This window comes from Methylophilus sp. DMC14, assembly GCF_056314085.1.
Genome location: NZ_JBQUZA010000005.1, coordinates 12,153 through 35,375 on the forward strand (window position 1 = coordinate 12,153; position 23,223 = coordinate 35,375).

Genomic DNA, 23,223 nt, shown 5'->3' on the forward strand with positions numbered 1-23,223 from the left:
ATGGCCCTATTACAGATTTCAGAACCAGGTTTTTCCCCAGACCCACACCAGCACAAACTGGCGGTGGGCATAGACCTAGGCACCACCAACTCGCTGGTGGCGACCGTGCGTAGCGGCATGAGCACCGTGTTGCACGATGAACACGGGCATGCCTTGTTACCTTCTGTGGTACGTTACCTCGAAGAGGCTGTCGTCGTCGGCCATGAGGCGCAAGCGGCACAAAGCCAGGACCCGGTGAATACCATTGTTTCGGTCAAACGGTTTATGGGCCGGGCCCTGCACGACATCACCGACCGCGCACATATCCCCTACCATTTTGTCGAGAACGACAGCTCACACGGCATACTGGAGCTGAAAACCCGTGCCGGGCTCAAAAGCCCGATCGAGATTTCTGCCGAGATTTTAAAGACACTGAAAGTGCGCGCTGAAAAGGCGCTGGGCGGTGAACTCACCGGTGCAGTCATTACCGTGCCCGCCTATTTTGATGATGCGCAACGCCAGGCGACCAAAGACTCGGCCCGACTGGCAGGCTTGCATGTCTTGCGCCTGCTCAATGAACCGACGGCCGCCGCCGTTGCCTACGGCCTGGATAACGCGGCAGAAGGCGTCTATGTGATTTATGACCTGGGCGGCGGTACATTTGATATTTCCATCCTGCGCTTGAGCAAAGGGGTGTTTGAAGTCCTGTCAACCAATGGCGACTCTGCCCTGGGCGGGGATGATTTTGACCACCGGATTTACTGCTGGGTGCTTGATCAGGTGCGTAGCAAAACGGCAGACTTCAAACCGTTAACCGAAGAAGACACGCGCCTGTTGCTGACCAAAGCGCGCCAGGCGAAAGAGTGGCTGACCGATAACCATGAAGCCAATATTGTCTGCAAACTCAGTAATGGTGCATTGGTGGATGAAACACTGAGCGTGAGCCAGTTTGTTGCCCTGACTGAACATCTGGTCAATAAAACCCTGAGCCCTACCCGCAAAGCCATGCGCGATGCCGGGCTGGCCATCGATGAAATCAAGGGCGTGGTACTGGTTGGCGGCGCGACGCGCATGCCGCATATCCGTCATGCCGTACAAGCCTTTTTTCAGCAAGAACCCTTAACCAATCTGGACCCGGACAAAGTGGTGGCCCTGGGGGCTGCCATTCAAGCCAACATTCTGGCAGGCAACCGCAGTGGCGATGATTTATTGCTGCTGGATGTGACGCCGCTGTCCTTAGGACTGGAAACCATGGGCGGGCTGGTTGAAAAAGTCATTCCGCGCAACTCGACCTTGCCGATTGCACGTGCCCAGGATTTCACTACCTACAAAGACGGCCAAACGGCAATGGCGATCCACGTTGTACAAGGCGAGCGCGAGCTGGTCAGCGACTGCCGTTCACTGGCACGCTTTGAACTGCGTGGCATTCCGCCCATGGCGGCCGGGGCTGCCCGTATCCGCGTCACCTTTCAGATTGATGCCGATGGCCTGCTCTCGGTCTCCGCGCGCGAACAGACCAGTGGCGTCGAGTCAAATGTCACCGTCAAGCCATCTTATGGCCTCAACGAAGAACAAATCACCAGTATGCTCAAAGACTCGTTTGGCGCCGCCGAAGCAGACAAACAGGCACGCATGCTGCGTGAAGCGATAGTCGATGCCCAGCGCCTGATTGAAGCGATTGAAGCCGCCCTCGCAGAGAGTGGCGATACCTTGCTCGATACGGCGGAGCGCGCGCAGATAGAAGCGTCTATCCAGGCGTTACGTGCCCTGTGTAATGAACACGATAGCCAAGCCATCAAGCAAGCGACCGAAACCCTCAACCATGCCACCGAAACCTTTGCCGCCAGACGCATGGATGCGTCTGTCAAAAAAGCGCTGGCCGGTAAAAACCTGGATTCACTGGAACTCTGATATGCCTAAAATTACCATACTTCCCCACGCTGAACTGTGCCCGGAAGGCACCGTGATTGAAGCAGCCTCAGGGACTTCGATTTGCGACGCCTTGTTGAAGCACGACATAGACATTGATAATGCCTGTGGCGGCGTGTGTGCCTGTACCACCTGCCATGTCATTGTGCGCGCTGGCTTTAACAGCCTGAACGAGATCGAAGAAGATGAAGAAGACATGCTGGACCGTGCCTGGGGCCTGCAACCGCATTCACGCTTGTCTTGCCAGGCTGTGTTGCAAGATCAGGATGTCACGGTCGAGATTCCGAAATACAGCATCAATCTGGCCAAAGAGGGTAACCACTAAGCGCCTGACTCCTGCGCTCCCACAAAAAAAGCCGATGCATGCATCGGCTTTTTATTTGTACCAGACCAACGACTAGCCAATAAATGTCTCTTCAAGGAAGTCCACTTTACCATTCGAGATATCATAAACCGCGCCAACAATACCGATTTGCTTGCTTTGCAGCATATCATCGACAATATCACTGCAGCGGATGATGGTATCGATTTGATATTTCACATTGAGTGCACAAATCTTTTCCACGAAGTCGCCATTCTTGGAATTACGCTGCGACGGGTCGGAGACTGTTTTTTCGTGACGGATAGAGGGTTTGATCAGATTGATAATCTCACCAATATGCCCGTCTTTAAAATCGTCACAAGCCGCTTTGACTGCGCCGCAAGAGCTATGCCCCATGACCACAATCAGTTTGCTGCCGAGGTATTTACTGGCGAATTCAAGACTGCCAATCGCTTTATCCGAGGCAATATTGCCTGCCAGACGCACACTGAACACATCGCCCAGCGCCTGATCAAACAACAACTCCACCGGTGCTCGGGAGTCACTGCAACTGAGGAATGAAGCAAACGGGTGTTGCTTATCTTTGGTGATTTGAATCAGGCTTTTGAAGTCCTTGTCCTGCTCGAGATCACTGGTAAATCGGTGGTTGCCTTCGACCAGAATCTCCAGCGCTTCGCGCGGGGTCATTTTGTCACGGTCGAGCAAGGGATGTTTGTACATATCAATCTATCCTTAATAATCAGTTTTTTATTATTGATCAGCCAAAATCTTAATGGCCAAGCATAAATTTGGGCGGGTTAAACTGGATGGTTTCAACCTCAATATTTTTCAGTTTGGCCTGTTGCTGGTAGTCTTGAATAAACTCCACCACATCATAGGCGATGGATTTGCTATTGGTGCAATCAATCACCACCTTGCTATTGCGCGGGATGGATGCCAGGACTTCGAGGATGCTCGCTTTATTAAAAAACGATACTTCTTCGGCCAAAACGAGATGATACACTTCGCGGCCCTCTTCGTTCGAGCGCGTTTGCTTGATGTAATGCGAATTACGATAGCTATGGTGCAAGGTGAAGAAAATAGCCACCACCAGGCCCAAGCCGATGCCGGTCAGCAAGTCAGTCAACACAATCGCGGCAATCGTTACCACAAACGGCACAAACTGTTCCCAACCCAAGGCATACATCTGCTTGAACAGGCTGGGTTTGGCCAGCTTATAGCCGACCATAATCAGAATGGTTGCCAGGCTGGCCAGCGGAATCATATTCAACAGGCTGGCGATGGTGATGGCACTCAACAGTAACCAGAAACCATGCAGTATCGCTGACATTTTTGTGTGTGCACCAAAGGTAATGTTTGCACTGCTACGCACGATCACCTGTGTGATGGGTAAACCGCCAATCAGGCCAGACAAAACATTGCCTAACCCCTGCGCCTTGAGCTCACGGTTGGTCGGCGTCACACGCTTGTGCGGGTCTAGTTTGTCCGTCGCCTCCACACACAGCAGGGTTTCCAGGCTGGCCACAATCGCCATCACCAATGCGGTTTTGATCACCAAAGGCTGAGCCATCTGACTAAAATCCGGGTGGGTGAAAAAACTGGCGAAGTCGCCGAGAGTGCTGGCAACGGGCAAGCTCACAATCTGGTCTGCCGCCAGTTTAAAGTCCAGCCATTCATGCATAAACGCCCAGTTGAGCGCGATACCGGTTAACACCACCACAATCGGCCCTTGCAGCACTTGAAACACACGATGCTTTTTACTCAAATAGACATCCCAAAAAATCAGGATGGCAAAGGAAACAGCGGCAATCAGGATGGCGCCTGGCGTCAATAAATCCCAGGCCTGCAAAATATCACTAAATGTGTTGTGGCCGCCTGCCTCCTCAAAGGCTTCGTCCCCTTCAAAGTCCGCATCATAGCCAAAGGCATGCGGAATCTGCTTGAGGATAATCAGCAAGCCGATGCCGGTTAGCATGCCTTTAATCACCGAAGATGGCACAAAATAAGCAATGAAGCCGGCTTTAAACTGGCCCAGCAAAAACTGGAACACCCCGGCCAGTACGACCGCAGCGAGAAATGCCTCATAAGAGCCCAGGTTGCTGATGGCGGCCAGCACAATCACCGCCAGGCCGGCCGCTGGTCCACTCACCCCCAGTTGCGAACCACTGGCGAGGCCAACCACAATGCCACCGATAATCCCGGCAATCACGCCGGAAAACAAAGGGGCGCCAGAAGCCAGTGCAATACCCAGGCACAGGGGCAAGGCGACAAAAAAGACGACAATCGAAGCCGGCAGGTCGCGGTTCAAATGCGCTAAAAATGACAACGGCCCTGACCGTTGAGTATCGGTTGACATGGTGTATCAGTCCTCTTTTAATTTATTCGTTTTTATCATCATTTTTTTAAATACTAGCCCCGCCTGTATGCGGGATGTACGATCACCAGTGTGCAACGGAGGGAATACGGCCATCGCTGACCTGTTCCCACCCGATCTTGTTCAGTGCCGCCTTAGTCAGCCATGGGCGCAGTGTAAGGACGCCTGCCGATAAAATGCAGTTGCATTTGCTGGTGCTTGTCAAAGCCCTTCTCAGGCTTGTCAGTCACGATGCCTGCGCCAATCCATTTGCCATCGGCATCCTGTTTGGCAACTGGCACTTTTGCATAAGGCCGTTTGCTCAAAAAGTTGTGATGATGCTGTTGCTTCACCGCTTGCGCCTGATCAACATCATCCGCATGGACTGAACCCATTAAACCAAATGCAGCGATGACTGCCAACCATAATTTTTTCATTGTTTATCCTTTTCGTGTCACTGATTCATCTCAATGACGCCGGGTATCTCCTGCACCACGATGCGTTGCCTGATAACCAGATCAAGCATTGTGCACGGGGCCTGACAATAAAAAATCAACCAATATACGGAGTTCGGTATATACTAAATGGCATATGCCTAACGACAGTGCTCACTCACCCATACCCCATACTGCAAACTCCCCTGCCACGGAAAGTGCATTTGCCCTGCGCAACGCCCTCAAACAAAATCAGTTACAAATCGCGCATGAACGCCTGTTTGAAAAGCTCGGGCAGCAATTATTCAGTCATGGCTGGTCAGAGAGCCTGCTGCAATGGGTACTGGATGAATTAAGCGGACAATTTGGTGCGCCGCATGCCCTGATCAGCCAGCAGCATGCCGGGGCGCTCAAAATTCTGGCACAAAGAGGCAATACCTATCCGGTGGGTGCGCGTATCCCTATGCTGGGTGCGCTGGCGCTATGGCTCAAGGAACCCATCACGTTTGAAGTGCATACTCAATATGTCGCCAGCTTATGGACGCTACAACCGCCCGCAGGCACAGCACCCACCTTGCATTGCTATCATCTGCCGATTGCCGTCCAGCAGCGGGCGGTTGGCCTGCTGGCACTCATGACCAGCAATCCACTTAGCCCCGCCAATCTGCAGCTATTGTATAGCCTGTGCGGATTGATCGGATTTGCCCTGCAACAATCCACCCGCACTGCCACTAACATTGATGACAGCGTGCTGCAAAAACTGACCCCGCGCGAACGCGAGGTCTTTGCCTTGTTACCTTCCGGCGCCAGCAATGCCATCCTGGCGCAAAAGCTGGGCATTTCACCGGGCACGATCAAGATTCATGTAGAACGTATTTTAAGCAAACTGGACTTGCGGGACCGTACCCAAGCGGCAGTCAAGGCGGTTGAAGCCGGTTTTAGCAGCGACGGACTATAAGCATGCAGTGGATCGTGGCAGGCCTACACCAATTCAGCAACCGCATGAACCGGCTGTGGCAGGATTTATCGCTCACCACCAAGGGGATCGTGCTCAATGCCTTGCCGCTCACGGTCTTGCTGGCATCACTGGCGCTGATTTTCGAGAGTGAACAGCAAGCAGCCCTGCTCGAAAGACGGGTACAGAATGCCTTGCAAATCCAGCAGGATATCCAGACCCTGCAAACCTTGTTGCTGGAAGCCTCCACTGGCGTAAGAGACTTTTTACTCACGGGTAACCGGCAATTTCTGACTGGCTACGAAAGCGCCAAGCAAAGTATGCCGCATTTGCTGCACTCACTCGAAACCAATCTGGACGATGCCTCGCAACAACACCTGCTCAATGTCATTCATCCGCTGGTCGCCCAAAACCTGGAAGACCTGGCCGTGATGGCCAGTCACCGAGCACAGGAAGCCGACCAGGCGCTGATTACAAAGTTTTCCTCACAAGGCAAAGCCTTGAATCAATTGCGCAACCATTTGAATCAGATGAGCGCGCGCGAATCAGCCATCGTCGAGCAAGACAAGAAAGAAGTGATTTTTGAGCGCAAACGCAATTTGCGCATTACGCTGATGGCGGTCATCGCCGGGGTAGCAGGCTCCCTGATTGGTGTCTGGCTTTTCAGCCAGACCATCGTCGCCAGGGTGCGGACCATCCGTGACAGTGCCACCCATCTGGTCAAAGGCGAACCACTGGCCTTGCCCAGCATAAGCCGCGACGAGCTCGGTGAGCTGACCAGTGAGCTGGAGCATGCCTCACAATTGCTGACAAAGAGTGCACAGGAGGCACATTTGGCACGGGTAGAAGCCGAAGAAGCCAGCGCCGCAAAAAGTAATTTCTTGTCGCGCACCAGTCATGAGTTGCGTACGCCACTCAATGCCATTTTAGGCTTTGCCCAGATCCTGGAAAATGACTTGCCCGAGGGGCGGCAAAAAGACAGCGCAACCTTGATTCACAATGCGGGCCAGCATCTGTTAAAGCTGATTAACGAGGTGCTGGACATCTCGCGTATTGAAAGTGGCGATATCGACATGGCGCTGGAACACGTCTCGGTGAATGGTCTGCTAGAAGAGGCTTACCACTACCTCAAGCCCTTGGAAAAGGTGCGTGATATCACGATTCAGACCGAGTTTGCAGCAGCCCTGACCGTACAGGCTGACCGTCAGCGGCTGCTGCAAGTGGTGCTCAATCTGCTGTCGAATGCCTTGAAATATGGCCCCGAAAACAGTGTGGTCAAGCTCAGGGCCTATCCCCAGCATGGTCAGGTACGCGTAGAGGTCGAGGATGCGGGCAAAGGCATTCCGCTCGCGATGCGCTCACGGCTGTTTACGCCATTTGACCGCCTCGGCGCCGAACGTACCGTGACGGAAGGCACCGGCTTGGGGCTGGTGCTCAGTAAACAACTGATGGACGCCATGGGCGGGCAAATCGGGGTCGCTGAAGATAAAAGCCTATTCTGGATCAGCCTGCCGGCACAGCCTAATGCACCCCCCCAGCCCATGCATGTGTCTGCGCCGGTGGAGCCAGGCGCGCCTGTGCAGCCGGTCACCACCCCTTCCACCGGCAAACGGCCTATTTTGTACGTGGAAGACAACCCGAGTAACCAGGCCCTGATTGAAGCGATTGTGAGCAAGCATCGTCACCTCAAGCTGCATCTGGCTGCCAACCTGCAGGAAAGCATGGTTTGGTTAAGGGATATGCAGCCAGATTTGCTATTGCTGGATCTCAATTTGCCAGACGGTTCGGGGGAGAGACTGATTCAGCACATACAGGCCGAGCGGCAGTCCTTGCGGTCCATGCCCATCGTCGTGTTAAGTGCGGATGCCTTGCCGGAAACCAGGGAGCGCCTGAGTCAGCTGGGCATTACACATTATTTTACCAAGCCATTAAATGTAGCCAGTTTCAACCAGCTATTGCTTAAATTATTACCAGAGTCTGCCTCATGAACATAGAACAACTGCGTGCGTCCAAAATTCTGATTATTGATGATGCTGAAGCCAACTTGCGCTTACTCGAAGAGCTGCTGACCAAAGAAGGGTTTGAGCAGGTGATCAGCACCACAGATCCAACCAAGACCATGGATCTGGTCAACGCCTTTCAACCTGATTTGATCTTGCTGGATTTGATGATGCCGGTACTGGACGGGTTTGCCGTGCTCGACCAGCTCTCGCACCATGTCGGCCACAATGAATACTTGCCGGTGCTGGTGCTGACTGCGGATGCGACGATTGCCACCCGTAGACGGGCGCTGGCCCTGGGGGCAAAAGATTTTTTAACCAAACCTTTTGACCCCATGGAGGCCATGTTACGCGTCTGGATTCTGCTGGAGACGCGCTGGTTATTCACCCAGCTCAAGCAACATCAGCCTGATTTGCAATTGCCGGGCTATCATTAAACAAACCGCTTATTGATAAGCGCGTTTGCTGGCAAAGCGCAGATTGATCTGTTGACGCTGGGTTTGCGCAACGCTTTGTGCTGGATCAGTCACTTTCATACTGGTCCCTTCCCAGGCTTGGTCTGCTTTTTCAGCCGCGACATCTACTGTCAATGGACGTTTACCAAAATTTTGCTGCTGCATAGAGGTGACTTGATCAGCCAATGCAGTCCCTGTCACAGTGAATAATGCCATCCCCATTACAACCAATGATTTAGAAATTTTCATATTGATCTCCTGTATTTAAGTGGTTACCAGGGCCGTCTTGCAGCATGGATATGGCTAGACGGATTAGGTAACTATAATTTTGTACAGAATGCCTTACATCAGCCTTGCAAACTTTAAAAAAATGTGCGTTAAAAAATAATTTTATTAAAAAGCCGTTTTCAGCTTGAGTTAAGGCGAGCTGCGTATCTTGAGGTTTCATTGTGAAACAAGGAGCCCCAAATGAACAAAATACTGCCTTATGTATTGAGTAGCCTGCTAATTGCCAGCAGCTTGTTGCAGCCAGCTTGGGCTGACGACGACGATGAAGACGATATGCAGAAAATGGAACAAATGGTAAAAGCGTTCGGCCTGATTTCGCAGCAGGAGGCACAGACCAAAGCCCTGGCAGCCAAGCCTGGCGTGGTAAAGGAGATAGAGCTGGAACGCCGCAAATTTAGAGATGGCTGGGACTACGAAGTGGAAATCGTCGATGCCAAGGGCAAAGAGTGGGAAGTCACGCTGGATGCCAAGACTGGCAAAGTGAATAGCCTCAACCGCGACTGGTTTTAACGGGTCGACTCAAGCGCTTAGGCCTGTACGCCGGGCCTGAGCGTGAATGTCACCCGCAGACCGCCCAGCCGTGGCGAATGGTCGAGCACGATGCTGCCCTGATAATGCTGCACAATATCCTTCACGATGGCCAGACCCAATCCGCTGCCCGGCTTGGATTCGTCCATACGCATGCCACGTTGCAGCAAGGCCGCCAGTTCTGAAGCCTGGCTACCGGGCCCATCGTCTTCAACAATGATGTGTATCTCCGCCTGCACCGAGATATTTAACTGAACCTGGCTGTGGCACCATTTAAATGCGTTATCCAGCACATTCCCAAGTAGTTCCAGCATGTCTTCGCGATCTATCATCACGCGCGGCTGACCGTCGTGCTGCCAGGCAAATCCTACGGTCTTTTCGCTATAGATTTTTTGCAGGGTCGCCACCAGCGTGGGTAGCACCAGTTCCAGGTCCGTCGTTTGGCTGGTATAGGCATCGCCCATCAAGCGCGCCCGTTTTAATTCGCGCTCCACATCCTGATAAATTTCATCGGCACAGCTCTGTACCCTTTGCCGCAACTGAGCATCACTCTCTAGTGAGGCGTCCCCTGACAACAATTGCAGCTGGGCGAGACGAGTTTTAAGCCCATGGGCCAGATTGCCGATAGCCAGCCGCGAGCGCCGGGTTTTCTGGCTGGCACTTTTGAGGATACGGTTAAACTCATTGATGAGCGGCATGACTTCAGCCGGACCGCTGGCATTCATCTGCTGCAACTCGCCGCTGGCCACTTTTGCCAGGCTTTCCTTGATCTGCTGTAAGGGATAGAGCGTATTCACGACAATCCAGCGCTGCAAGGCGAGCAGTGCCAGTAACCCCAGCAAGGAAAACACGCCATACAACCAATGAAACATGCGTAAACTTTGCTGCAACTCGACAAGACTCTCGGCGATATAAATCGTGATGGTTCGCTGCTGCTTGCGGTAGCCATGGCCCAATAACAACAGTGGCTGCGACTCGGGGCCGGTGACGTGCATGACCCGCTCTTCACCCACCTTGAGCGCGCTCACCGGCAAGTTCACATCCCACCACGAGCGGGATTGGGTTTTAGACTGATCCAGCATCACAATAAAATAACGCCCGGAAAAAGGACGCTGGTATGCCGCCGTCATCACATGCGGTGCCAAGACCAATTGACCGTGCGCATTGACTGTAACACCGGCGAGCACTCCTTCTGCTTCCTGCTGCATGCGCGCCGTCATCTGCGACTGAATCAGGTGATCTATGGTAAACGTCGCCACCGCCCATTGCAGCGTCAGCAACCCCACCAGGCTGAGCGTCAACCCTAGCGACAATTGCGTGCGTAAAGACTTCATGCTGCCTGCACGACCAACACATAGCCCTGACCGCGCCGGGTCTGGATACGGTCAGCGCCGATCTTGTGCCGCAAGCGGTTCACATAGACTTCGATCACATTACTGTCCTTGTCTGCATCATAGGCGTACACGTGTTCGGTGAGCTCGGTTTTAGAAAAAATACGCCCGGGGTGCAGCATCAGATACCGTAACAGCCTGAACTCAGTGCCCGTCAACACGTGCGCGCGCTGCGCTTGCCACACCGTTTGCGTTTGCTCATCCAAACGCAGATCGTCCACCACCAACTCACCACTGACCACCCCCACCGTGCGTTTATGCACGGCCGCCAATCTGGCAATTAGCTCCTGCAAGTGAAAGGGCTTGGTCACATAGTCATCGGCGCCCACATGAAAGGCTTCGACTTTCTCCTGCCAGCTGCTACGCGCGGTCAGGACAATCACCGGCAACGCCAGCCCCTTGCGCCGCCACTCGGCCAGAATGTCCAGGCCCGGACGGTCTGGCAAGCCCAAATCCAGAATCGCCAGATCATAAGGTTCCAGGCTACCCTGTATCGCGGCTTCAACACCCGCTTGCAACCAATCGCAAGCGTAGCCCGCCTGCGCAAGTGACTGCTGTAGCTGCGCGCCCAATAAGGCATCATCCTCTACTAATAGCAACCGCATCAGTCGTCCTGCTCCATTTTTAGCAGCTGCCCGGTCTTGGCGTCCAGTTTCAGCTCCCACACCTGGCTACCCGCATCCAGTATGTCGATCTCATACACGTAGCGGCCATGTTTCTTCTCCAGCTCAACCTCGAGAATTTCACCTGGTTTGTAAGCTCTGGCTTTTTGAGAAATTTTTTCCAGACTCAGAATTTCACCTTTGGCAGACAATCGGCCGGCATTGGCAGGGCTTTCCCCTGAATCGGCCTGCGGCAAGCAGGCTAATGTAGCGCACATGATCAAAAGCGCGAGAAGTACTCTCCTGGCGCGACGGGGCATCCCAACCATGCGTATTCAACTCCTGCAAACAAAGACTATGCCGAAAAGTTTAACAGCATTCATCTTAAACCAAGCTTAAATTGGGCCATGACCTGGCTGCATGGCCACAGACGACGGATTATTTCAAAACCCGCCCTTTAAAAAGCCGGTTGCAGCTACAATATTGATTTGGCACACATATCCAACGCCCAACGCATCATGCAATTTTTATCTCACAGCTCCACCGCCCGCTTACCTACCCAGTTTGGCGAGTTTGATATCCATGTCTTTACCGATAGCCGCAATGGCCTCGAACATGTTGCGCTGGCCTGCGGCAACCTGCAAGGCGCGCAGTCGCCGCTGGTCAGGGTGCATTCCGAATGTTTAACTGGCGATGTGTTTGGCTCAACACGCTGTGATTGTGGTGAACAGTTGCACCACGCGCAACGCCTGATCCAGCAAACCGGCCTGGGCCTGATCCTGTATTTAAAAAACCACGAAGGCCGCGGCATTGGCCTCAATAACAAAATGCGCGCCTATGCGCTGCAAGACCAAGGTCTGGATACCGTGGAGGCCAATATCGCCCTCGGGCTGCCGGTGGATGCCCGCACCTACGAAGCGGCCGCTGAGATGCTGCAATACTTTGAGATCAACACGATCCAGCTACTTTCCAACAATCTGGAAAAACGCACGGCCTTGCAATCGCTAGGCATCAGCGTTGCGCAGCAAGTGCCATTGCTCACGCCGCCTACGCCTGACAATCTGAAGTACCTGCAAACCAAGGTCAACAAGTTAGGGCATTTACTGCCAGATTTACCTGCTTAAAGGCAACCCGCTTCATCGCCCTCTATCTACCGCCCTTCTTCCCAGCATTTGCCGACGTCGGCAACGCCTGTTTCAGTCTTAAACGCTTATTCAATCCGCATGCGGCCTGCCTTTGTCAGGGCACGCTGACAGCAAGCTGCTTTTCAAAAAGCATGTCATCCATACGCAAAAAAATTATAAGTCTTTGTTTTTAATAAAATCTTACCCTGGCACACTTTCTGCAAAGGATAGTTAAGCTAGGTCACCTTCTTGACGTACGAGTGGTGCAGTACCTGCATGACAGCCGACTTGAAAACCAGAAGGAGTTTTATCTTGAAACATGCATTTCCATTCTTTACCCATTCCCCTTTAATCGCCATCGGCCTCTCTCTGTCGATGATTACTGCCACCGTGCACGCGGACACAGACCTGTCGCCATGGCAATTACGTGCGGGGATTTCATTGATTGATCCTCAATCCCACAATGGCCGTATTATCCAAAACACCGCTGCTGTGACGGTGGATAGTCAAACCGGCCCGACCTTCAATATTGGCTACTACTTGACGCCGCACTGGGCAATCGATCTGCTGGGCGGACTCGCCTTCAAGCACCAGATCAACGTCAATGGCGAGCGTGCTGGCTCTACCAAACATTTGCCGCCCATCCTCAGCCTGCAATACCACTTCCGGCCAGAAGCGACCATACGGCCATTTGTTGGGCTTGGCATCAACTACACGCGTTTTCTTGATGAAAAACTCGATAGCGGCGCCAAACTGTCACTCGGCAGCTCCTGGGGGCCCGCAGTGCAAGCGGGGGTAGATGTTGCCATTGACGAGCATTGGTCTGTGGGCGGTGATATCCGCTATGCACGCATTGATACGCGCACAGAAATCAATGGCGCCAATGTTGGCAAAGTGGAGATCAACCCCACGGTTTACAGCCTTACTGTCGGCTATCGCTTTTAATCTCCCGTGAAAGGAACCCTCATGAGTCAATCCAATACACTTGCCATACCAGCATTAGACACTCTCCCGGCGGCACACCGCATTCGCAGTGACGAAGAGGCGATTGCCGTTGCAAAACAGTTAGCAGAGACCTTTGCCAAGGAAGCCTCTGCGCGGGACCGAGAGCGCCGTTTACCAGTGGCCGAACTGGACGCATATTCGCAAAGCGGCCTGTGGGCTATCACCATCCCCAAAGCCTACGGCGGCGCGGGCGTCTCTTATCGCACCTTGGGCGAAGTGATAAAAATTATTTCTGCGGCGGACCCTTCACTGGGCCAATTACCGCAAAACCATTTTGTCATTATCGAGCATCTGATCCTGGATGCCAGCGAGAGCCAGAAGCAGTTCTTTTTTGAGCTGGTGCTCAAAGGCGCCCGCTTTGGCAATGCCTTCTCAGAAAAAGGCAGCCGCACGGTGGTCGAGTTTGCCACCCGCATCACCCCGCATGGCGAAGGTTTTGTCGTCAATGGCACCAAGTTTTTTGCCACTGGCGCCTTGCTTGCCCACTGGATTCCGATTGTGGCGGCCACAGAAGAAGGTCTGCCGTACTTGGCGCTAGCCAAACAAGGTACCCCTGGGCTGACAGTGATCAATGACTGGTCCAGCTTTGGTCAACGCACCACCGCCAGCGGAACCGTGGTGATTGAAACCGTACAAGTGCCTGCAGAACATGTGGTGCCGATTTACCAAGCCTTTGCCCGCCCGACCATCGCCGGACCCAGCTCGCAGTTTATTCAGGCAGCCGTCGATGCAGGCATTGCCGCAGGCACCATAGCCGCGACGCTGGACTACGTAAAACAGTCCGCGCGGCCATGGATAGATGCCAAGGATATCCAGCATGCCAGCGATGACCCCTACACCATCCAGCAAATTGGCGACCTGGAATTGCGCTTGCACGCAGCAGAAGCCTTGCTGGACCGCGCCGCCGATGCCTTGACCCAGGCAGCGAAAGAAGCCAACGAAACCACGGTGGCAGCGGCCTCCATTGCAGTGGCAGAAGCCAAAGTATTGACCACCGAAATCGCGCTATTAGCCGGCAACAAACTGTTTGAGCTCAGCGGTACGCGTTCTACGCTCGAAGAACTCAATCTCGACCGTCACTGGCGCAATGCACGCACGCATACCCTGCATGATCCGGTCCGCTGGAAGTTTCACGCCATTGGCAATTACTACCTCAACAAAGTGAATCCGCCGCGTCACCCGTGGTTATAAGCATGTAAGCAAATGATATAACCCCGGCCGCGCACCGGGGTTATACTTTAATACCAATATAATAAATTCAAATAATTAATAAAGGAGTTGAGCGATGAAACAAGAAACCCTTTCCATTCACGGCGGCTATCACCCGGACCCCACTACCAAGGCGGTTGCGGTGCCCATTTACCAAACCACCTCTTACGCCTTTGACAATACCCAGCATGGCGCTGACCTGTTTGACCTCAAAGTACAAGGCAATATTTATACGCGCATCATGAACCCGACTACCGCCGTGCTAGAAGAGCGCCTGGCACAACTGGAAGGCGGCATTGGCGCGCTGGCACTAGCGTCTGGCATGGCCGCGATTACCTACGCGATTCAAACCATTGCCGAGGCAGGCGATAATATTGTGTCCGTCTCGACGCTGTATGGCGGCACCTATAACTTCTTTGCGCACACCTTGCCCAAACAAGGTATAGAAGTCCGGTTTTTTGATTACCGCGATCCGGCGTCACTGGAAAAACTCATCGACAGCCGCACCAAACTGGTATTTGCCGAAACCATAGGCAACCCGTTAGGCAATGTGGTGGACCTCGCGGCCATTAGCGCGGCAGCCCATAAACACGGCGTGCCGGTGATCGTCGATAACACCGTCGCCACGCCCATTCTGTCGCGGCCATTTGAGCATGGCGTGGATATTGTGGTGCACTCGCTAACCAAATATATTGGCGGCCACGGCAACTCGATTGGTGGCGTCATTGTCGATAGCGGCAAGTTTCCATGGGCAGAACATGCCGCCCGCTTCCCCAGCCTCAACACCCCCGACCCTAGCTACCATGGCGTCAATTACGTGGAGGCATTAGGCCCCGCCGCCTACATCGCCCGCGCCCGCGTCGTGCCACTGCGCAACACCGGTGCCGCCATCAGCCCGTTTAACAGCTTCCTGATTCTACAAGGCCTGGAAACGCTGGCCCTCAGAATCGAGCGCCACAGCAACAACGCCCTCGCGGTCGCTCAATACCTCAAACAACACCCCAAAGTAAAATGGGTCAGATACGCCGGGCTTGCAGACCACCCCGATCATGCACTGGTAAAAAAATACCTCAACGGCCACGCCTCAGGCATCTTGTCTTTTGGCGTGCAAGACGGACTCGAAGGCGGCACCCGTTTTATTGACGCGCTGCAACTGTTCACCCGCCTGGTCAATATTGGCGATGCAAAAAGCCTTGCCTGCCACCCGGCCACCACCACCCACCGTCAACTCAATCCCGAAGAACTGGCCCGTGCAGGCGTGAGTGAAGATATGGTCAGGTTATCGGTAGGCATTGAGCATATTGATGATTTGATTGCGGATTTGGAACAGGCGTTGGCTAAGGTGTAAAGGTGGTCAAAAAGTGACCATGTCGGTTTTTGGCATTAAAAGCAACTATGCGAGCGCAGCAGCAATGCTGCGCTTTTTTCTTAAATTATCAGCACATAGCTGCTTTCCAACGATCGGTTATCAACAGCAATCCAATCGTGGCTGAACAGTCGCCACTGCTTTTAACAGCAAATATTTAATATTGCATTTTTGTAAAAGCTTGAAGATAATCAGTTTGACTTTAGTAATCATAAAAAGCTTTAAATGGTGCAACCATCAGGTGTGTTCCATGCATGATATTTAAATAAAAATCATCAATAAAAACAAAAAGATATGCTAGACACTCATATAAACAATCACATACAAAAAATAAGTTATACACCGATTTCGGTGTCTATATTACGTTATGCATTTTAAAAATCCTGAAAAGCAAGCCATGCACTTTATGCCTATTGGTCCGACATCGGACAGGGAATCATCAATGGAAGCAAGGCCAGATGAGTCAGCGTATGTATGCTTTTATACAGCTTACGGAGAATGCTTTTCAATTTGGTCTGGTGTCGAGGTAAATCTTCTAAGCGTATATATGTTTCTATTGGGCTCGTCCGATTATGAAGCAGCAGCAGCGGTTTTTTATTCCACAACTGGGTTTCGTGCAAAACTTGATATGGTTAGCGCTATCGTTTCTAGCTCTAAAAGAGTTGCAGAAGAAGATAAAAAAGTTTGGTCCGCTCTGAATGAAAAAATATCAAAGTACTCACGTCGTAGAAACGAATTGGCTCACAACACTATATTTTTCGGTCGCCTCTCTGGCTCTGGTGAAAGAAAACTGTTTATCGCCAATCCTCAAAAACCATCAGAGGGTTCAAGGCTTCATATTCATGATCTTTTGCAAATCCAGCAGTCATTCACGGTGGTGAAAGACGAGCTCTTTTCCTTTTGGCAGCAATTAATATCGCATGCACAAAATGCATAACCCATCATTCAAGGGGGACTGGCTAAAGCCAGCCCCTTAATTCAAGCGTTAGAGGTGTAGCTAGTCCATGGCCTGTGAAAAGTGTCACGATCTTTGTGTTCGGTTCGCCATACGGCAACCGAGTCAGCTTAAAGAGGCCATCAAGATTGCTGGCCAAAATTTAGCCGATCAAACGATTTCTGAAATCAAAGACCCAGACTCAATATGTCAAGCAACCTTCTCCGAACTTATTGCTGGGGGTCACTGGGATGATGTGCTCTCCTATCGTTTCAAATGCAACTCCTGCGGCGAAGAGTTTTTGCTTCACGCCGAGACCTATCACGGCAGTGGTGGTTACTGGGAGCCAGCTAACTCCCGGGTTGCACATGCAAACCTCTAACCTTTCGGTCAAGCGGACCTGCCTTCGGCAGTCCGCTTACCTCTAACGTTAGGTGTCATGAGAGTTGCATTAATCATATTTTTGCTATTCCCGGCAATCTGCAATGCCGAAGTCATGGATAAAATGCCTTCGCTTTTATCAATTTCAATAACAATGGTTGTTGGTGTCATTGCATCGTATTTGTCAGCTCGTTTTAACCCCACGCTATTGCTTATTGTCTTACCAATGTTAGGGCTGCTAACATTATCTGGGCTATTCGAAGTTAATGACCCATACATGGGAGCAGCTATTGCGCAAGAAGCCAGTAGCACTTACATTTTTGTTAGCTGGTTCAGTCCTTTTCTTATTTTAACTTTTGCTGGCTTAGGGTTACTTATAAGGTCTCGCCATGTTAAAACAAACACCTAACCCATCATTCAAGCGGGACTGGCGAGAAGATGCTTTTATGAATTGTTTATTAATAACGAGGGTTAAGCGAAGAGTGTCGCCAGCCCCTTACCTCCAACGTTAGAGCTACATATGGTTCGCTGGATTTTATTTCTACTAACTGTAATTTCCAATTTAATTTGGGTGGTTACATCGGTGGGTACTGGCTTTGTTACTTGGGCTCAAATTGTGCCCAAAGAAATATCGTGCTCAGCCTGTTCACAACCGGAAGTTCAAGCTGCTCTTATTAAGTCTGCTTCTTTGGGGCGCTCGCAAATAATAAGTCAGTTGCCTAGTATTTGGCTTGTTTCATGTTTGGCGTTATTTAATATATTGGTTATTGGGTTGTTGCTATTTAAATATCGCTCTAACCCATCATTCAAGCGGGACGCCTAACGGCGCCCCTTAATTCAAACGTTAGCCATCATGAGAGGCAAGACGCTGCTTTCAAACCCACCGGAGTTCGCAACGTTCGAACTTGCCCATCGCATGCAGGAAGGAACTCACCGGTTCGAGGTCTCGTACGGCTCATCATTTAACGAGCTCTACTACGACTTCTCGCCTGCAGAGTTCGTGCGCTCAGCAGACCGGAAGGAACTTGAGCTGCAGCTTCGCCGTGTCGGGCTGGCGCGGCTGGTTCAAGTTCTGCCGGACTTGGCGTCAGGCAAGGCCTTTCTCTCGGCCGAGGACATCTCAGCCATAGTTGCAGGAGCTTCATTGTGACGGCTAACCCACCATTCCAGCGGACAGCCTTCGGCTGCCGCTGAATTCAGACGTTAGCCCTGTAGGGTGGGCAGCTTGTTGCCCACGCGTTAAATCCCTCGCAAATTGATTCAATATTGCATCACCGCCGCGTCACCCCTCCTAAAGCAAGTTACCTTTCAGAGTAGTCACTTACCGTAAGCAACGGTTTTTATGTGATGACGATGTGCGCTTTGCGCTGCGGGAAGCTACCCTATTGCTACACCGTTATTGTGATCATCGAATCCTCCTTGAGACTAGGAAATAGCTGATCTCAGCCCTGATTTTTCTTATCCTTAAATCAATCCAAGTATGCCGCTTGGTATATACCAACCTACCTATATCTATAGACGATTTATGGAAAAAGTCCGCGCATAATGCAAACCATAGTGATTGAGCAAATTTTTAACAGATTGCCATCACATTGACTAACAGATAGGAGAACAAACATGCGTAACGTTATTTCTGCAATTGCTTTAGTAAGTGGTTTTATTGTTGCTGCCCCAGTAGTGGCGGTTGAACAAAATGGTGGAATTGAAAAAGTACAAACTGCTCAACACTTTTTGAGCAAGCGTCCATATGCTCAACCAGTGGTTGCCAAAGCTGAAATTGAGCAACCCTGGGTAGGTGCGACACTGGTGGTGGATGGTAACAGCGGACGTGCGAACGTTCATGAAGTGCAAAAACTGCACATGCTTGGTAAACGCGCTTTTTAATCCACGGCATAGGGTCCACGCGAAAAGTGAAGCGCCCCAATTGCTTTAGGACAAATTTAGGAGATTACAAATGAAAAAATTATTTTTAACCATATTGGCTTTAGGCTTTGTGGCGCAAGTAAATGCAGCTGACTTACCAGATAACGAGCAAAGTGTAGGCCAGTCACATCACAATCACTTTATCGGGAAACGTCCCTACAACAAAATTCTTGATAAACCAGCCAAGGGAGCTGATCAAGCCTGGGAAGGCACTGGTTTAGTGGCTGAAGACCCTGAACAAGCCGAAAAGAAATTGATGAAACATAATCAACATCAAATGAATTTTATTGGTAAACGACCATATGTTGCACCGCATAACCCTGACTAACGCCTGATTTAGAAAACGATTTTAAATCTCTCTGTGTTACCCGCCTGTTTTTTGGGCGGTTTTTTTTATTCCTTAGCAGGCCAAAACCATCAAGATGCTGGCTAATGCTCAGGATTTGGCAAGGGCACTGAGGGTAGCCTTACTCCACTTTTCATCGCGACTCAAAGGTGAATATTTTTGCTGAAAGTTGGGAAAGTAAGTTAGCTTTTGAAGAGCGTGAATTGGGGGATAGTTAGAGCGTTTGGGTATTGTGACGCGTGGGCAACTAGTTGCGCACCCTACTATACTTACATTTTTAACCGATGACACTGACAGAAAACACACTTTAGGAAAGTACGCATGAAATCGCTATATCTCTTGTTCAGCTCTTTACTCTTTTCAACTTGGATACCTGCAGCGCATGCCGCTGAGGCATTTATTGGGCAGTTTCTTTACAAATATGATGGCGGAAGCATTTACCGGGTGGAGGTCAAAGACCCGCAACTCATGACATGGACCTGCGTAGAAGGGTCAGAGAAAGGTGCCAGCGGCAAGGAGCGCCCTGATCGCTTTAAAATAGCCGATAAGATTTACTTTGCTAGCTGGGTTGAGAAAACTGGAATCACCGTCACTCAGGTAGTCAACCTGAACACCATGAAGGTGTATTCGACCATTATTGATGGCAAGGAACGCTATGTGATTTCAGGGGCTATCGTACGCGAGAAGTGAGATTTACCTGCATGGCGAACGATGATGTCCATTCGCCATGCAGTTTGTAGGGTGGGCAACTTGTTGCCCACGCGTTGAAATCATTCTCGACAAACGATGAGTTGCTTTCAGCCATTTAATAATCGTTGATTACCACAAATGCAAAAAAGCGCAGCCATAATCGCTGCGCCTTTGTATTTACTAAGTCAAATTAAAACACCCGCAATTGTATCGGCTTCAGGTAAACCGTCTCCCCCTGCTTGAAACTTAACTGGTTAAACTGCTCACGGCCCAACTCCACATCCACATATTGCTCATTGTCTGCACGCTTGATTTCCAAACGTACCAGTGAGCCGACTGAATGCACGTAGGTGAGCGATCCGGCAATACTTTGCGCGTCTGCTTCTCGGCTTACGGCAATCTCATATGGACGCACAAAGCCTTTGCCTTGCGGGGTTTCAAAGGCGTTCACATTGCCTAAAAACTCATACACAAAGGGCGTGGCGGGTTGGTCATACACCGCTTGCGGTGACCCGACCTGCTCAACCTGACCGTGATTCATGACGACGATGGTGTCGGCGACTTCGAGCGCTTCTTCCTGGTCATGCGTGACGAATACGCTGGTCACATGCAGTTCGTCATGCAGGCGGCGCAACCAGCGGCGCAGGTCTTTACGCACTTTGGCGTCTAGCGCGCCAAATGGCTCGTCCAGCAACAGTACTTTTGGCTCGACGGCCAAGGCACGTGCCAAGGCAATCCGTTGGCGCTGGCCGCCAGACAATTGCGGTGGATAGCGGTCAGCCAACCAGTCGAGCTGTACCAGCTTGAGCAAGTCATGCACGCGTTTTTTGATTTCGGCTTCTGACGGGCGCGTTTCTTTGGGGCGCACGCGCAGGCCAAAGGCGACGTTTTCAAACACGGTCATATGGCGGAACAGCGCATAATGCTGGAACACAAAACCAACCTGGCGCTCGCGCACATCACGGTGGGTGGTGTCTACACCATCAAACAGCACCTGGCCGCTGTCCGGGGTCTCCAGGCCAGCGATAATGCGTAACAGCGTGGTTTTGCCGCAGCCTGAAGGCCCAAGTAAGGCCACCAGCTCGCCTGAGGGGACTTGCAGATTGATATCGCGCAGGGCACTAAACTGGCCAAACCCTTTATTGATCTGTTGTATGGTAATGCTCATCTTAAGCCGTCACTTCCTTTTCAATCGCGGCGGCATCGCGGGATGCCTGCCATTCAACATAGGTTTTCAAAATCAGGGTTACAAGGGCCAGCAGCGTGAGTAATGAAGCCACAGCAAAGGCCGCCGCGTAGTTATATTCGTTATACAAAATCTCAACATGCAAAGGCATGGTGTTGGTGAGGCCGCGGATATGGCCAGACACCACAGACACGGCACCAAACTCGCCCATGGCCCGTGCGTTAGTCAAGATCACGCCGTAAATCAGGCCCCACTTCACATTGGGCAGGGTCACATGCCACAGCATTTTCCAGCCAGAGGCGCCCAGCACCAGTGCAGCCTCTTCCTCTTCTTTGCCTTGCGCCTGCATGAGCGGAATCAACTCGCGCGCCACAAACGGAAAGGTCACAAAAATCGTCGCCAGCACAATGCCTGGCACGGCAAACACCACTTTTAGATCGTGATCGATCAACCATTCGCCAAACCAGCCTTGCAGGCCAAAAATCAGCACAAAGATCAACCCGGCAATCACTGGCGAGACGGCAAACGGCAGGTCAATCAGGGTGATCAAAAAGCTTTTGCCTTTAAAGTCAAACTTGGTAATCGCCCAGGCGGCGGCCACGCCAAATACCAGATTCAGAGGCACCGAGATCAACGAGGCGATCAGAGTCAGCTTCATCGCGGACAAGGCATCAGCTTCGGTGATCGCAGCCAGGTAGACGTCCCAGCCTTTGCGCAAGGCCTCGGTAAAAACGGCCGCCAGCGGCACCAGCAAAAACAGCCCTAAAAACGCCAGCGCCAGGCCAATCAAGCCCCAGCGGATCCAGGTGGGTTCAGAGGTGGCGCGTTTGTAGGCCACTTTGCCCTGATATTGTTGAAATTGTGTGGTTTGCATCATCCTACCTATGGTTTATCAAAATATACGCAACGCTATGCTTTGAGCGGCTACCGATTATTTAGCGCCATGGCGGTGACTGCTCCACCATTGCAGCAAGTTGATCAATAACAGCAACACAAACGAAATCACCAGCATCACAACGGCAATGGCCGTGGCGCCCGCATAATCATATTGTTCAAGTTTGGTGATGATCATAAGCGGCGTAATCTCGGAAATCATCGGCATATTGCCGGCGATAAAGATGACCGACCCATACTCCCCCACCGCGCGGGCAAATGCCAGCGAGAAACCGGTGAGTAGCGCCGGCCAGATGGCGGGCAGAATAATTTTGTAAAAAGTTTGCCAGCGGTTGGCGCCCAAGCTGGCCGCGGCTTCTTCGGCCTCGGCACTAAAGTCTTCGAGCACCGGTTGTACGGTACGCACCACAAACGGCAAGCCAATAAAGGTGAGCGCCACCACCACGCCAAGTGGGGTAAAGGCGACTTTAATGCCATGCGGCTCCAGCCAATGGCCTAACCAGCCATTCGGCGCATAAATCGCTGTGAGTGAAATCCCGGCCACAGCCGTCGGCAAGGCAAACGGCAAGTCGACCAGTGCATCGAACACTTTTTTGCCAAAAAACTGATACCTGACAAAGACCCACGCAGTGAGCAGGCCAAATACCAGATTAATCAGCGCTGCAATCAATGAGGCGCCAAAGGTTAGTTTATAGGTAGCAACCACGCGCGGCGTGGTGACCACCGCCCAAAACTCATGCCAGCTGAGCTCGGTGGTGCGCAGGAAAACAGCGGCTAAAGGGATGAGAACGATTAGGCTTAGGTAGACCAGCGTGTAGCCGAGTGACAAGCCAAAGCCGGGGAGTAAATGTTTCTTTTTTTGTGATGCCATGGTGTATGGTGATCCGTTAAACAGGCGCTAATATAGCTGCATTCTTTTAAATCATTAA

General features: G+C 51.7%; 26 protein-coding genes. 16 read left to right on the forward strand and 10 right to left on the reverse strand.

Annotation, left to right across the window (positions count from 1 at the left end; translation table 11 throughout):
- Together hscA and fdx are read left to right on the forward strand one after the other, a co-directional pair.
- A complete protein-coding gene (gene hscA, locus ACT53C_RS10800; RefSeq protein ID WP_476146080.1) occupies positions 1–1,890 on the forward strand; it encodes a Fe-S protein assembly chaperone HscA in 1,890 nt (629 codons plus the stop codon).
- Between the two features lies 1 nt (position 1,891).
- Positions 1,892–2,233: an ISC system 2Fe-2S type ferredoxin gene (fdx, locus tag ACT53C_RS10805; RefSeq protein ID WP_194747020.1), complete on the forward strand. Its 342-nt coding sequence runs from the start codon at positions 1,892–1,894 to the stop codon at positions 2,231–2,233.
- 72 nt (positions 2,234–2,305) lie between these two features.
- Here fdx and ACT53C_RS10810 read toward each other — a convergent pair whose 3' ends face one another.
- From ACT53C_RS10810 to ACT53C_RS10820, 3 genes are all read right to left on the reverse strand, one after another.
- The gene (locus tag ACT53C_RS10810) at positions 2,306–2,950 is read right to left on the reverse strand and encodes a carbonic anhydrase (protein ID WP_476146082.1); all 645 of its coding nucleotides are present in this window, start codon (positions 2,948–2,950) and stop codon (positions 2,306–2,308) included.
- A 49-nt stretch (positions 2,951–2,999) separates the two neighbouring features.
- Positions 3,000–4,586, reverse strand: coding sequence for a SulP family inorganic anion transporter (locus tag ACT53C_RS10815; RefSeq protein ID WP_476146084.1), 1,587 nt, complete (start codon positions 4,584–4,586; stop codon positions 3,000–3,002).
- Between the two features lie 152 nt (positions 4,587–4,738).
- The gene (locus tag ACT53C_RS10820) at positions 4,739–5,020 is read right to left on the reverse strand and encodes a hypothetical protein (protein WP_313984150.1); all 282 of its coding nucleotides are present in this window, start codon (positions 5,018–5,020) and stop codon (positions 4,739–4,741) included.
- Between the two features lie 154 nt (positions 5,021–5,174).
- Here ACT53C_RS10820 and ACT53C_RS10825 point away from each other — a divergent pair, with 154 nt between their 5' ends.
- Genes ACT53C_RS10825 through ACT53C_RS10835 form a run of 3 tightly spaced genes read left to right on the forward strand, consistent with a single transcriptional unit; the run spans position 5,175 to position 8,409 of the window.
- Complete coding sequence (locus ACT53C_RS10825) at positions 5,175–5,975, forward strand: LuxR C-terminal-related transcriptional regulator (protein ID WP_476146086.1); 801 nt, start codon at positions 5,175–5,177, stop codon at positions 5,973–5,975.
- 2 nt (positions 5,976–5,977) lie between these two features.
- The gene (locus ACT53C_RS10830; protein WP_476146088.1) at positions 5,978–7,960 is read left to right on the forward strand and encodes a hybrid sensor histidine kinase/response regulator; all 1,983 of its coding nucleotides are present in this window, start codon (positions 5,978–5,980) and stop codon (positions 7,958–7,960) included.
- On the forward strand, positions 7,957–8,409 hold the full coding sequence (locus tag ACT53C_RS10835; protein ID WP_476146090.1) for a response regulator: 453 nt from the start codon (positions 7,957–7,959) through the stop codon (positions 8,407–8,409). The genes ACT53C_RS10830 and ACT53C_RS10835 overlap by 4 nt, the downstream gene beginning before the upstream one ends.
- A gap of 9 nt (positions 8,410–8,418) precedes the next feature.
- Here ACT53C_RS10835 and ACT53C_RS10840 read toward each other — a convergent pair whose 3' ends face one another.
- Entirely contained in the window at positions 8,419–8,676 is a 258-nt protein-coding gene (locus tag ACT53C_RS10840; protein WP_476146092.1) for a hypothetical protein, read from the reverse strand.
- Positions 8,677–8,895: 219 nt separating this feature from the next.
- On the opposite strand from ACT53C_RS10840, the gene ACT53C_RS10845 reads away from it, so the two are divergent.
- The gene (locus tag ACT53C_RS10845; protein WP_275356836.1) at positions 8,896–9,225 is read left to right on the forward strand and encodes a PepSY domain-containing protein; all 330 of its coding nucleotides are present in this window, start codon (positions 8,896–8,898) and stop codon (positions 9,223–9,225) included.
- Between the two features lie 17 nt (positions 9,226–9,242).
- Here the strand turns inward: ACT53C_RS10845 and ACT53C_RS10850 are convergent, their stop codons facing one another.
- From ACT53C_RS10850 to ACT53C_RS10860, 3 genes are read right to left on the reverse strand one after another with little or no spacing between them, the layout of a single operon-like run.
- On the reverse strand, positions 9,243–10,577 hold the full coding sequence (locus ACT53C_RS10850; RefSeq protein ID WP_476146094.1) for an ATP-binding protein: 1,335 nt from the start codon (positions 10,575–10,577) through the stop codon (positions 9,243–9,245).
- Positions 10,574–11,239, reverse strand: a complete 666-nt coding sequence (locus ACT53C_RS10855; protein ID WP_476146096.1) for a winged helix-turn-helix domain-containing protein — start codon at positions 11,237–11,239, stop codon at positions 10,574–10,576. The genes ACT53C_RS10850 and ACT53C_RS10855 overlap by 4 nt, the downstream gene beginning before the upstream one ends.
- The gene (locus ACT53C_RS10860) at positions 11,239–11,565 is read right to left on the reverse strand and encodes a PepSY domain-containing protein (RefSeq protein ID WP_476146098.1); all 327 of its coding nucleotides are present in this window, start codon (positions 11,563–11,565) and stop codon (positions 11,239–11,241) included. Before ACT53C_RS10860 ends, ACT53C_RS10855 begins: the two co-directional genes overlap by 1 nt.
- 189 nt (positions 11,566–11,754) lie before the next feature.
- Here ACT53C_RS10860 and ribA point away from each other — a divergent pair, with 189 nt between their 5' ends.
- The 10 genes from ribA (at position 11,755) to ACT53C_RS10910 (ending at position 20,214) form a co-directional block, all read left to right on the forward strand.
- Positions 11,755–12,360: a GTP cyclohydrolase II gene (ribA, locus tag ACT53C_RS10865; protein WP_476146100.1), complete on the forward strand. Its 606-nt coding sequence runs from the start codon at positions 11,755–11,757 to the stop codon at positions 12,358–12,360.
- 312 nt (positions 12,361–12,672) lie between these two features.
- On the forward strand, positions 12,673–13,305 hold the full coding sequence (locus ACT53C_RS10870; protein ID WP_476146102.1) for an OmpW/AlkL family protein: 633 nt from the start codon (positions 12,673–12,675) through the stop codon (positions 13,303–13,305).
- Between the two features lie 21 nt (positions 13,306–13,326).
- Positions 13,327–14,556: an SfnB family sulfur acquisition oxidoreductase gene (locus ACT53C_RS10875; protein WP_476146104.1), complete on the forward strand. Its 1,230-nt coding sequence runs from the start codon at positions 13,327–13,329 to the stop codon at positions 14,554–14,556.
- 94 nt (positions 14,557–14,650) lie between these two features.
- Positions 14,651–15,922, forward strand: a complete 1,272-nt coding sequence (locus ACT53C_RS10880; RefSeq protein ID WP_476146106.1) for an O-acetylhomoserine aminocarboxypropyltransferase/cysteine synthase family protein — start codon at positions 14,651–14,653, stop codon at positions 15,920–15,922.
- 385 nt (positions 15,923–16,307) lie between these two features.
- On the forward strand, positions 16,308–16,877 hold the full coding sequence (locus ACT53C_RS10885) for a hypothetical protein (protein WP_476146108.1): 570 nt from the start codon (positions 16,308–16,310) through the stop codon (positions 16,875–16,877).
- A gap of 436 nt (positions 16,878–17,313) precedes the next feature.
- Entirely contained in the window at positions 17,314–17,664 is a 351-nt protein-coding gene (locus ACT53C_RS10890; protein WP_338657308.1) for a hypothetical protein, read from the forward strand.
- A gap of 444 nt (positions 17,665–18,108) precedes the next feature.
- Positions 18,109–18,405: a hypothetical protein gene (locus ACT53C_RS10895; protein ID WP_338657306.1), complete on the forward strand. Its 297-nt coding sequence runs from the start codon at positions 18,109–18,111 to the stop codon at positions 18,403–18,405.
- Between the two features lie 467 nt (positions 18,406–18,872).
- On the forward strand, positions 18,873–19,139 hold the full coding sequence (locus ACT53C_RS10900) for a hypothetical protein (protein WP_476146111.1): 267 nt from the start codon (positions 18,873–18,875) through the stop codon (positions 19,137–19,139).
- A 70-nt stretch (positions 19,140–19,209) separates the two neighbouring features.
- Positions 19,210–19,506 carry a hypothetical protein gene (locus ACT53C_RS10905; RefSeq protein WP_476146112.1) on the forward strand — a complete coding sequence of 99 codons (297 nt, stop codon included), beginning with the start codon at positions 19,210–19,212 and terminating at the stop codon, positions 19,504–19,506.
- Between the two features lie 339 nt (positions 19,507–19,845).
- Positions 19,846–20,214 carry a phenolic acid decarboxylase gene (locus ACT53C_RS10910; RefSeq protein WP_476146114.1) on the forward strand — a complete coding sequence of 123 codons (369 nt, stop codon included), beginning with the start codon at positions 19,846–19,848 and terminating at the stop codon, positions 20,212–20,214.
- Between the two features lie 190 nt (positions 20,215–20,404).
- Here the strand turns inward: ACT53C_RS10910 and ACT53C_RS10915 are convergent, their stop codons facing one another.
- From ACT53C_RS10915 to cysT, 3 genes are read right to left on the reverse strand one after another with little or no spacing between them, the layout of a single operon-like run.
- Entirely contained in the window at positions 20,405–21,382 is a 978-nt protein-coding gene (locus ACT53C_RS10915) for a sulfate/molybdate ABC transporter ATP-binding protein (protein WP_476146116.1), read from the reverse strand.
- Position 21,383: 1 nt separating this feature from the next.
- Positions 21,384–22,274, reverse strand: coding sequence for a sulfate ABC transporter permease subunit CysW (cysW, locus tag ACT53C_RS10920; RefSeq protein ID WP_476146118.1), 891 nt, complete (start codon positions 22,272–22,274; stop codon positions 21,384–21,386).
- Positions 22,275–22,331: 57 nt separating this feature from the next.
- On the reverse strand, positions 22,332–23,165 hold the full coding sequence (gene cysT, locus ACT53C_RS10925) for a sulfate ABC transporter permease subunit CysT (RefSeq protein WP_194747044.1): 834 nt from the start codon (positions 23,163–23,165) through the stop codon (positions 22,332–22,334).
- Positions 23,166–23,223: the final 58 nt, after the last annotated feature.